General features: G+C 44.1%; 7 protein-coding genes and 3 rRNA genes (1 of these 10 running past the window's edge). 6 read left to right on the top strand and 4 right to left on the bottom strand.

Annotated features, from left to right (window positions below):
* The 3 genes from AABA11_RS08680 to rrf (AABA11_RS08670) all read left to right on the top strand — a co-directional run.
* Nucleotides 1-2,825, top strand: a 23S ribosomal RNA gene (locus AABA11_RS08680); it begins 65 nt to the left of the window's first position.
* A gap of 209 nt (nucleotides 2,826-3,034) precedes the next feature.
* A 5S ribosomal RNA gene (gene rrf / locus AABA11_RS08675) occupies nucleotides 3,035-3,149 on the top strand.
* 166 nt (nucleotides 3,150-3,315) lie between these two features.
* Nucleotides 3,316-3,430: ribosomal RNA gene (rrf, locus tag AABA11_RS08670) — 5S ribosomal RNA — on the top strand.
* Between the two features lie 108 nt (nucleotides 3,431-3,538).
* Here rrf (AABA11_RS08670) and AABA11_RS08665 read toward each other — a convergent pair.
* Genes AABA11_RS08665 through AABA11_RS08650 form a run of 4 tightly spaced genes read right to left on the bottom strand, consistent with a single transcriptional unit; the run spans nucleotide 3,539 to nucleotide 6,615 of the window.
* Entirely contained in the window at nucleotides 3,539-4,498 is a 960-nt protein-coding gene (locus AABA11_RS08665) for an FAD:protein FMN transferase (protein ID WP_338267071.1), read from the bottom strand.
* A gap of 58 nt (nucleotides 4,499-4,556) precedes the next feature.
* Nucleotides 4,557-5,927 carry a DUF3570 domain-containing protein gene (locus tag AABA11_RS08660; protein WP_338267070.1) on the bottom strand — a complete coding sequence of 457 codons (1,371 nt, stop codon included), beginning with the start codon at nucleotides 5,925-5,927 and terminating at the stop codon, nucleotides 4,557-4,559.
* The gene (locus tag AABA11_RS08655) at nucleotides 5,851-6,075 is read right to left on the bottom strand and encodes a DUF4266 domain-containing protein (protein ID WP_338267068.1); all 225 of its coding nucleotides are present in this window, start codon (nucleotides 6,073-6,075) and stop codon (nucleotides 5,851-5,853) included. Before AABA11_RS08655 ends, AABA11_RS08660 begins: the two co-directional genes overlap by 77 nt.
* A 3-nt stretch (nucleotides 6,076-6,078) precedes the next feature.
* Complete coding sequence (locus AABA11_RS08650) at nucleotides 6,079-6,615, bottom strand: TlpA disulfide reductase family protein (protein WP_338267065.1); 537 nt, start codon at nucleotides 6,613-6,615, stop codon at nucleotides 6,079-6,081.
* Between the two features lie 147 nt (nucleotides 6,616-6,762).
* Between AABA11_RS08650 and dsbD the strand changes: the two genes are divergently transcribed.
* Genes dsbD through AABA11_RS08635 form a run of 3 tightly spaced genes read left to right on the top strand, consistent with a single transcriptional unit; the run spans nucleotide 6,763 to nucleotide 10,656 of the window.
* Nucleotides 6,763-8,580: a protein-disulfide reductase DsbD gene (gene dsbD / locus AABA11_RS08645; protein WP_338269647.1), complete on the top strand. Its 1,818-nt coding sequence runs from the start codon at nucleotides 6,763-6,765 to the stop codon at nucleotides 8,578-8,580.
* A 14-nt stretch (nucleotides 8,581-8,594) separates the two neighbouring features.
* Nucleotides 8,595-9,260, top strand: coding sequence for a response regulator (locus tag AABA11_RS08640; protein WP_265727999.1), 666 nt, complete (start codon nucleotides 8,595-8,597; stop codon nucleotides 9,258-9,260).
* Nucleotides 9,235-10,656, top strand: a complete 1,422-nt coding sequence (locus AABA11_RS08635) for an ATP-binding protein (protein WP_338267062.1) — start codon at nucleotides 9,235-9,237, stop codon at nucleotides 10,654-10,656. The genes AABA11_RS08640 and AABA11_RS08635 overlap by 26 nt, the downstream gene beginning before the upstream one ends.
* Nucleotides 10,657-10,693: the final 37 nt, after the last annotated feature.

The raw sequence follows: 10,693 nt of genomic DNA, 5'->3' as shown, positions 1-10,693 counted from the left end.
CTGCGAAAAGGTTCGGGGAGTCGATAAACAGACTTTGATCCGAACATGTCCGAATGGGGAAACCCACTCTACTTGTAGAGTATCCCACAGTGAATACATAGCTGTGAGGAGGCGAACCCGGGGAACTGAAACATCTAAGTACCCGGAGGAAAAGAAATCAACCGAGATTCCCTAAGTAGCGGCGAGCGAAAGGGGATTAGCCCTTAAGTGGTTTTGGTGTTAGTAGAAGGCTCTGGAAAGTGCCGCTGTAAAGGGTGATAGCCCCGTATACGAAAACACCTTAATCATGAAAACGAGTAGGACGGGACACGTGTTATCCTGTCTGAATATGGGGGGACCATCCTCCAAGGCTAAATACTCCTGACTGACCGATAGTGAACCAGTACCGTGAGGGAAAGGCGAAAAGAACCCCTGTGAGGGGAGTGAAATAGATCCTGAAACCGTGTACGTACAAGCAGTGGGAGCGGACTTGTTCCGTGACTGCGTACCTTTTGTATAATGGGTCAACGACTTATTTTCAGTAGCAAGGTTAAGCGTTTAGTGGAGCCGTAGGGAAACCGAGTCTTAATAGGGCGTTTAGTTGCTGGGAATAGACCCGAAACCGGGCGATCTATCCATGAGCAGGTTGAAGGTTGGGTAACACTAACTGGAGGACCGAACCCACATCCGTTGAAAAGGCTGGGGATGACTTGTGGATAGGAGTGAAAGGCTAATCAAGCTCGGAGATAGCTGGTTCTCCTCGAAAGCTATTTAGGTAGCGCCTCGTATCTCACCATTGGGGGTAGAGCACTGTTTGGGCTAGGGGGTCATCCCGACTTACCAACCCCATGCAAACTCCGAATACCAATGAGTGCAATTACGGGAGACACACGGCGGGTGCTAACGTCCGTCGTGGAAAGGGAAACAACCCAGACCGTCAGCTAAGGTCCCAAAGTGCCAGTTAAGTGGGAAACGATGTGGGAAGGCTTAGACAGCTAGGAGGTTGGCTTAGAAGCAGCCATCCTTTAAAGAAAGCGTAATAGCTCACTAGTCGAGTCGGCCTGCGCGGAAGATATAACGGGGCTCAAACTGGCCACCGAAGCTACGGATGCTTAGTTTACTAGGCATGGTAGAGGAGCGTTCTGTAAGCCGTTGAAGGTCAAGCTGTAAGGCAGGCTGGAGGTATCAGAAGTGCGAATGTTGACATGAGTAACGATAAGGGGAGTGAAAAACTCCCCCGCCGGAAGACCAAGGTTTCCTGTCCCATGTTAATCAGGGCAGGGTGAGTCGGCCCCTAAGGCGAGGCAGAAATGCGTAGTCGATGGGAAACAGGTTAATATTCCTGTACTCGTGCATATTGCGATGGAGAGACGGAGAAGGCTAGGCCAGCACAGCGATGGTTGTCTGTGTTTAAGGCGGTAGGTTTAGGGCTTAGGCAAATCCGGGCCCTTTTAAGACCGAGAACTGATGACGAGCCCTCTTTTGGGCGAAGTGGTTGATGCCATGCTTCCAGGAAAAACTTCTAAGCTTCAGATATGCAGGAACCGTACCCCAAACCGACACAGGTGGTCAGGTAGAGAATACCAAGGCGCTTGAGAGAACTCGGGTGAAGGAACTAGGCAAAATGGTACCGTAACTTCGGGAGAAGGTACGCCGGCCGGTGTGAAGGACTTGCTCCGTAAGCACTAGTCGGTCGAAGATACCAGGTGGCTGCGACTGTTTATTAAAAACACAGCACTCTGCAAACACGAAAGTGGACGTATAGGGTGTGACGCCTGCCCGGTGCTTGAAGGTTAATTGATGGGGTTAGCGCAAGCGAAGCTCTTGATCGAAGCCCAAGTAAACGGCGGCCGTAACTATAACGGTCCTAAGGTAGCGAAATTCCTTGTCGGGTAAGTTCCGACCTGCACGAATGGCGTAACGATGGCCACACTGTCTCCACCCGAGACTCAGTGAAATTGAAATCGCAGTGAAGATGCTGTGTATCCGCGGCTAGACGGAAAGACCCCGTGAACCTTTACTATAGCTTCACAGTGAACTTTGAACCTACTTGTGTAGGATAGGTGGGAGGCTTTGAAGTGCAGACGCCAGTTTGCATGGAGCCACTCTTGAAATACCACCCTGGTATGTTTGAGGTTCTAACTCAGGTCCGTAATCCGGATCGAGGACACTGTGTGGTGGGTAGTTTGACTGGGGCGGTCTCCTCCCAAAGAGTAACGGAGGAGCACGAAGGTGTGCTCAGCATGGTCGGAAATCATGCATAGAGTGTAAAGGCAAAAGCACGCTTAACTGCGAGACAGACACGTCGAGCAGGTACGAAAGTAGGTCTTAGTGATCCGGTGGTTCTGTATGGAAGGGCCATCGCTCAACGGATAAAAGGTACTCCGGGGATAACAGGCTGATACCGCCCAAGAGTTCACATCGACGGCGGTGTTTGGCACCTCGATGTCGGCTCATCACATCCTGGGGCTGAAGCCGGTCCCAAGGGTATGGCTGTTCGCCATTTAAAGTGGTACGCGAGCTGGGTTTAGAACGTCGTGAGACAGTTCGGTCCCTATCTGCCGTGGACGTTTGAGATTTGAGAGGAGCTGCTCCTAGTACGAGAGGACCGGAGTGGACGAACCTCTGGTGTTCCGGTTGTCACGCCAGTGGCATTGCCGGGTAGCTATGTTCGGACGGGATAACCGCTGAAAGCATCTAAGCGGGAAGCCTCCCTTAAGATAAGATCTCACTGGGACATAAGTCCCCTAAAGAGCCGTTCGAGACTAGGACGTTGATAGGTTGGGTGTGTAAGTGCTGTGAGGCATTGAGCTAACCAATACTAATTGCTCGTGAGGCTTGACCATATAACACCAAAGTGGTTTTTTAAAAAATCGCAGACACAGATTACGATACAGCATCAGCAATGATGAGCATCGGTTTGATACTTGGTTATCGCTATTTCAAAAAAGAATTGTTAAAGATCCAAGCACGTATTCGCGTGTTTTGAGTCAAGCTAACCTTAAAAGGTCAGCGCACAACACAGTGCAGCTCAGAACAAACGCAAAACGAATTGCTTGACGGTCATAGAGGCGTTGAACCACCTGATCCCATCCCGAACTCAGAAGTGAAAAGCGCCATCGCCGATGGTAGTGTGGGAGATCCCATGTGAGAGTAGGTCGTCGTCAAGCTTTATATTTAAGAAATAGATTTACCCGATGGTGTGGGTCTATTTTTGACAGATAAGCATGTGATACTAGCTTGTCGTCAAGCTTTATATTTAGAAGTCCTAATAAGTAATTAGGCAATTGAAAATTTGGTTTTATTAGACGATTGCTAATAAAACAAACCAGTTTTCTTGATGATCATAGAGGCGTTGAACCACCTGATCCCATCCCGAACTCAGAAGTGAAAAGCGCCATCGCCGATGGTAGTGTGGGAGATCCCATGTGAGAGTAGGTCGTTATCAAGATTTAATTAAAGAAACCCTATCCTGCTAAGCAGGGTAGGGTTTTTTGCTATAGGGAATCACCATCGCCGATGTTTGTCCCGCAAGAGGTTTATCTTTGAAAGTGATGTGTTAGCGAGATAGCCAATGTGGCATGTTTAAAGATGAGAGGAAGTTTTCAGCTTCAGTGCCTTGTAAAAGGGCTAGTGTCGATATTATGCCTGCATTGATGCAGGTGGGAGCTGCAACGGTAACACTTCTTGGAGCGTCTGTTATTGCCCATCCAGTGATAGGGTTTAAGATATGAGAATAGCGGATGCCATCTTTTAATAAAAAGCGACGGCTGTCACCTGAGGTTGCAAGGGCGCCAGAAGATAAGGCGACAATATGTTTTGCTTTTGTTTGGTCGTTTACTGCTTCTATACCAACTTTCCAACTTTCACCATTTAATCTTTTGCCGCTACAGGCTAAGTCACCACCACAGTTAACTAAGATAGCTGACGTTGTCTGTGAAAAGATTTTGCGGAAAACCAAAAGCATTTTATCAACGGCATACTCTTTTCCTATGCCTCCAAAGTCGAGTTCCATACCCTTTGGAAGTGTCAGTTGGTTTGGATTGCTAGGATCCCAACCTAATTTTGCCCAGCCAACGTTGGTTAGTAATTCTTTTATGGTGCTTGTTTCAGGTAAGTTGTTGCTACCATCGAAATGCCATCCTCTTCTTAGGATGCCGGATGTAATATCAAAAAGACCTTGTGAGGCATGGTAGGCATGATCGGCGAAAATCATTAATTGGGTGGTCTCATCATCTAAGGTTTGAATGATGTCTGTCTTCGAATGAATTTCTGCAAATGTGTTATCTGTTTGGTAGCGGCTGAATTTATGCTCAATACGCCAAGCTTCAATGACGGCACTGTTTGCTGCGGCTTTGACTAAATCAATTTGTTTACATTCAATCAATATAGAGCAATCACTTGCCATGCATTCAAACTGAACTTGATAGGAATTTTCATTCACTTGCCATAGGCTTGGATTGGGGTGGTTTGATGGGTTTAACGATGTATCTATTGGTAATTCTTCAAGTAAATTCATGGCTTCTCTGTATTACGAACATCCCCTCTATTCCCTTGAATAGAGGGGAGATGTAAACCTAAAATTTATATCCAACGATCAACATAGCCGCATCCAAACCTGGATACAATTCCTGTGTTGTTAGTTTGCCATAACCTTTATCGCCAGAACTTTCTTGATGATAGAGAGATAAGCGAGTGTAAAACTCGGTTTCATCAGCAAATTTATATCCGTATTTTAGGCCTAACGTATATGTATCTAGGTCACCTAAACGATAATCTGCACTGGCAAAATCAGCCGAAGAGTAATCACTCGAGTTTAAATATCTATGATAGAAATCGGCCTTGCTTTGAGTGTACCAACGAAGTTGGGGTTCTAGGTACTGATTATCAAAGCGGAAGCGATATTTAGCATCGATAGTGTGAGAGTTAACGCCCCAATCATCAAACATGTAGCGATAACTTACATCCAGTATATTGTCATTTTCGAATTGGTGTTTTGTTTGCCAATAGATACTTTGTTTTAGACGTGAGTCTGGGCGTTTTTCGTATAGATATAAGTCTCTACCACCACTCTGGAAATTTCCTCCAAAATTTGCGCCTGCATTATCATCTATAACGGACAATATTTTATAAGGGTCTGTTAGGTAGCCTGAACTGGTACTGAGTGCATAGTTGAATTGCATTATAGTGCTGCGATTGATCACTTGAGTGACACCAAATACAGCATCGACCAAGTTTTTGTTTTCAGAATCACTACGCTGTGTGAACTCGCTGTCTGAGCTGCTTAAAGGAACTTGCACTAGACCTGTTGGTACACCGCCTTCAGGGTTGACAGTATCGTTAGATAGATTTAACCCTAGAGTAAGAGTTGTATTCTTTTGGTTCAAATAGCGAGACAAGCTGCCATTTAGCCCAAGTGATTGATAATCATGCTCTTTAGAAAGGTAACCACCGACTCCGTAGGCCCAATCTCGATTAATAGGGGCTGCCCAATTAGTAGAAAGTGCGATACGAGTATCTTTGAAGGTGTCATCAAGTGGTTGTTCGCCCGCTGCGGCATTGTACAAACCTTTACCTGAAGGGCTGGTAAAAGTTTGTACATGATCACTGGCGGTAGCGCCGTTTGGTGACGCTCCTGTTAAGGTATCTGCTGCAATCTTGAAAGTGAGCTTAGTTTCTTCATCAAAGTTCTTGGTGGCGCTAATAACTGGCTCGGCGGCAGAGACACGACCATCGCTTTCTGAATAGAGTAGAAAAGCTGAGTCTACATCCCAGCTGTCAGCAGCATTAACCCCTTGTGATAAGCCGCTAATTAAGGCGCAGCTAGCCGCGGTTAATAATTGAGCCAATTCGCGATTTTTATGAGTTTTCTTAGTTACAGCCACAGCCACCACCTCCAAATCCTTGCCCGCCACTGCTGGCTTCTTTACTGAAATAAATGTGATCATCTAAACTGCTTTCGAGAGGATCGCTAATAAGGTTCATTTCTTGTTGTGCTAAAACATCTCTTTCCCAAGGCTTAACGCCCAGATCACTGCATCCGGATACAATAATAGGTAAGGCGAGTAAGCCGACTATGTGGATTATTCTTCGCATAATTTATTCCTCTTTTTCTGCTAATAGCTTGGCAATAGCGGACTCGTATTCATCAATATTTTTCTGATGAAAGCCAATATGTGTTGCGCGTATGTTTCCTTGACGGTCAATTAAAAAGCTTGTCGGCATGCCAATAACGCCAAAATCTTCTGGTAGTTCCGCTTGGCTATCAAATAACACGCTAAAGCCAGGTTTAAACTCATCTAAGAAATCCAGAGCTTGGCCTTTCTCTTGGTCTAAGTTAATGGCAATAACCTTAAGTCCCTGATCTTTGTATTTGGCTTGCATGCTTGTCATCCATGGAAATGATTCACGACATGGGCCACACCAGGAAGCCCAGAAATCAACAAGAATGACTCTGCCTTTTTCCATATCTAAAGAAACGTTCTGATTGGTTTGATACTCAGGCAGCTTAACGGTCTGATGTGGTGCTGCTTTTGCAGAGGCTAACGGAGTGATATCCGTCGCCCACAATGAACTGGAGATAAGAAGGCAGCTGGAAATAGCCGCGGCTAGAATAGGTTTAGAATGTTTGATCATGGCGCACTTCCAAGTAAAAGGTATATTGGAAATAGTAGTGATGCATTCTTAAGGGAAAATTAAGCTTGAAAAAAATTTTACGTAAGGATTGCTTAAGGTTAGGTGTCTATAGTGTGTCAATCTACGCACATTAAGGAATATTTAGTGATGACTACAATCCTATCCTATCGGCAGTTTAAATGGTTTATGGCGTCATTATTAGCCATATTGATAGCAATTCCAGCTATGGCGGATAGTGCTTTTTTAAAGCCTTCTGAAGCCTTTCAAGTTCATGTGGATGTTCCTAAAAAGCAAGTTATTTGGGATATAGCCGACGGATATTATTTATATGAGTCACGGGTGAAGGTGTCGTTAGCGGAAGATAAATCCGTTTCCATTCCGTTTCATTTTTTAACCACGGCGGAAGAAAAAGATGACCCAAATTTTGGCTTGGTTAATGTTTTTCATGATCATATGATGATTGCTGTTGATCAGCCAAAAGATCAGTTAGGTAATCTTAAAATTACTTATCAAGGCTGTGCAGCAGCGGGGTTGTGTTATCCGCCACAGACAAAAGTCGTTAATTTTGATGAGGTGGTGAATACTAAATTAAAGTCCGACTCAACTTCATTACCAATATCAAAAGACACTGCAAAGGTGTCAAGCAAAGCATCTAATGATGGTGAAGAAGGGCAATTAGTTAAGCTATTGCTAAATGGGGATCGGTTTTGGGTGCTTATTACTTTTTTCATTCTTGGTTTAGGGCTGACTTTTACGCCTTGTGTGTTGCCGATGATTCCAATTTTAGCGGGTATCATTGCTGGGCAGGCTGGAAATATTACCGCCAAAAAAGGTTTTTTCTTATCTTTATCTTATGTTCTAGGGATGTCATTTTCTTATAGTTTGGCAGGCGTATTAGTAGGGATTTTTGGCGCTCAGCTTAATCTTCAAGCATTGTTTCAAGCACCCGGTGTCTTGATCGGGTTTAGTGCCTTATTTGTTCTCTTATCTTTGTCTATGTTTGGCTTCTACGAATTACAGCTCCCCATGTTTCTGCGCGACCGTTTGGATAAATTAAGCCAACGAAGTGTCGGTGGACCTTATTTGGGTGTCGGTATTATGGGGGCTGTTTCGGCATTGATAGTTTCGCCTTGCGTTTCCGCGCCATTGGCTGGTGCGTTAATTTATATTAGTACAACGGGTGATGCTGTTCTTGGCGGCAGTGTGTTGTTTGTCATGAGTTTGGGGATGGGGGTCCCACTGTTATTGGTTGGGTTAGGGGGCGGCAAGTTTCTTCCAAAAGCCGGTATGTGGATGATGCAGGTAAAAGCGGCATTTGGTGTGATTCTGCTGGGTGTGGCGGTCGCTCTTGTCTCTCGCATCGTGTCTGAAACTGTGAGTGTGTATTTATGGGCCTTGCTGATTATTGTCTACGCTATTCATTTGGCTCCTTTCGAATCTAGCAGTAATGGTTGGGGAAAAACCAGACAGGGGATCGCTTTTGCTCTATTACTTTATGGCGTAGCGGTTTTCAGCTCTGGATTAGCGGGTAAGCCTAGTCTAGAAAAGCCGTTAGGATATGTTTCTTCAGGATCGAATGCAGGTATGGTGACTGAAGAACAGCCTTTATTTGATCGAATCAAAGATGTTGAAACGCTTAAAAGTGCCATGCAGCAAGCAAAATTGAATGGCAAAGTCGTTGTTTTAGATATGTATGCTGATTGGTGTACCGCCTGTTTAGAAATGGAAAAAAACGTTTTCAGCAATCAAGATTTAAAAGCCTATACAAATAAGGTGTCATTTCTTCAATTGGATCTCACGGATAATACGTCGCAGCAACAAGAATTCTTATCTAAATATGGCGTATTTGGGCCTCCAACTCTGTTATTCTTTTCCTCAAATGGTGACTTGAAAGATGTTCGCCAAGGGGAAATGGATTTTATGCAATTTGACAGCATATTGAAATCCACCTTGGCAAACTTATGAAAGAAGGGATAGGTTTGCGAATATTGGTAGTAGAGGATGACCTTTCATTGGCAGATGGCCTTGTTACGGCCATGAAACGAGAAGGTTATACAGTGGATTTACTTCATGATGGAATTCATGCTCTTGAAGCGTTAGCAAATGAAGTATTTGACTTAGTAATATTGGACTTAGGTTTACCAAGACTTGATGGCTTAGCCGTTTTGAAACAGCTACGGGCGAATAGCAATAGTGTCCCAGTTTTGATTCTTACCGCACGAGATGCTTTAGAAGATAGAGTGTCGGGGTTAGATTTAGGGGCTGATGATTATTTGGTCAAACCGTTTGATGTAACTGAGTTAAAAGCCAGAGCCAGAGCGTTATTACGCCGTAGTTATGGTCGAGCAATAAGTGAGATACATTACAAGGGCTTAACATTGTTTCCAGCGAGCCAGAAGGTTACTTATCAAGGAAAAGATGTCAATTTGACTCGACGTGAATATTCTTTGCTTCATGAGTTGGTTAGTCAGCCGGGTCATGTATTTACTCGTGACGTGCTACAGCAACTAATGTATGGCTGGGGAGATGATGTCGAAAGCAATGCTTTGGAAGTACATATCCATCATTTGCGTAAAAAGTTGTTTCCAGAGCTCGTTCGAACGATTCGAGGGATTGGTTATGTGGTCGATCAAGAAGTGGGCTAACCAGAAATTATTAAGCTCTATTCGTCGCAGAACGCTGTTTTTTGTGATGTGTATTTTTACCATGACAAGTGTACTTATCATGGTGATCGGCTTGTTATTTGCCAATCATGAAGTTGAAGAGTTATTTGATGCTAGATTGGCTCAACAGGCTCGTTTGCTACTTACCTTATCTGAAAGCATTGAGCGACTTGGTTCGAGTAATGATGCAATTTTGCCGTTATTAATCGATCAGGCAAATACTGACCCTAATGTTGGGCACAAATATGAAAGCAAGATTTTTTATCAAATTTGGCGCGATGATGAATTAAAAATAGCTTCAGATTCCATGTTATTAACTCTTCAGAAAGAAGATTCTCTTGGTTATGGTGATGCCATGGCCGACCATCATCATTGGCGTACATTTACTTTACATAAGACAACTGGAAATACTAAGGTCATTGTTGCAGAACGAGCTGATGTAAGAGGGGAAATTTCAGATCAAATTGTCTTTCAAACACTTTTTCCAGAAGTTCTAGCTTGGCCAATCTTGGCCGTCCTTGTATGGGCAGCCGTAGGGTTTGGTCTTGAGCCACTTCAACAGCTTGCTCAGCGTATTAAGAAGATTACCCCGACTAAGTTAGAACCAATTGAAATGGCTTATGTGCCAGAAGAATTGGCACCTGTAAAAACAGCTTTAAACGGTCTTCTAGTGGAAATAGATGTGCTCATGGAGAGGGAAAAACGCTGGATTGCTGATGCTGCTCATGAGTTAAGGACTCCACTTAGTATTTTAAGAGTGCATGCACAAAATGTCGCCAGTGCAGAAAATGACCTTGAACGAGAGCATTCGCTGAATCAGCTTGTTGTAGGGGTGGACCGTTCAACTCGAATTGTGTCTCAATTATTGGCTTTGGCCCGATTGGAGCATCAGAAGGAAGTCTCTAAAGAAACGGTGGATGTTTTATCTATTTCACGGGCAATGATTGCTGAAATTTTGCCTTTGGCATGGAAGAAAGACATCGAAATTTCGCTAGATGTTAATGATGCTTTAAACTGGTGTTGCTTAGTTGAGGCAAGTCATGTGGAAATTTTGCTGCAAAACTTAATAAGCAATGCGATTAAGTTTTCTCCAAATGGCTCAACAATACAGATTTATTGGAAACAAAATTTAGGTTGCATTGAGTTAACTGTGGTTGACTCTGGTAAAGGGGTAACCCAAGGGGACAAACAGAGGCTAAGTGAGCGCTTCTTTCGATCTGGTGAAGCGGAAGGGGCTGGGCTAGGATTGTCGATTGTTAAGAATATTATTGATAAGTACAAAGGTCATATGTCCTTTCAAGACTCTCGTCCACACGGGCTAACCGTAAACATTTCATTGCCGATTTCAATGAATACGTCGTCTGATCAACCTGTATAGTTTGCTTTTATTAGACGGTTAGTTATTCAGTATTTCC

The organism is Marinomonas pontica (assembly GCF_036322735.1).
In the GTDB taxonomy this organism is placed as follows: domain Bacteria; phylum Pseudomonadota; class Gammaproteobacteria; order Pseudomonadales; family Marinomonadaceae; genus Marinomonas; species Marinomonas pontica.
This window is presented reverse-complemented; position numbering and strand designations above follow the sequence as displayed.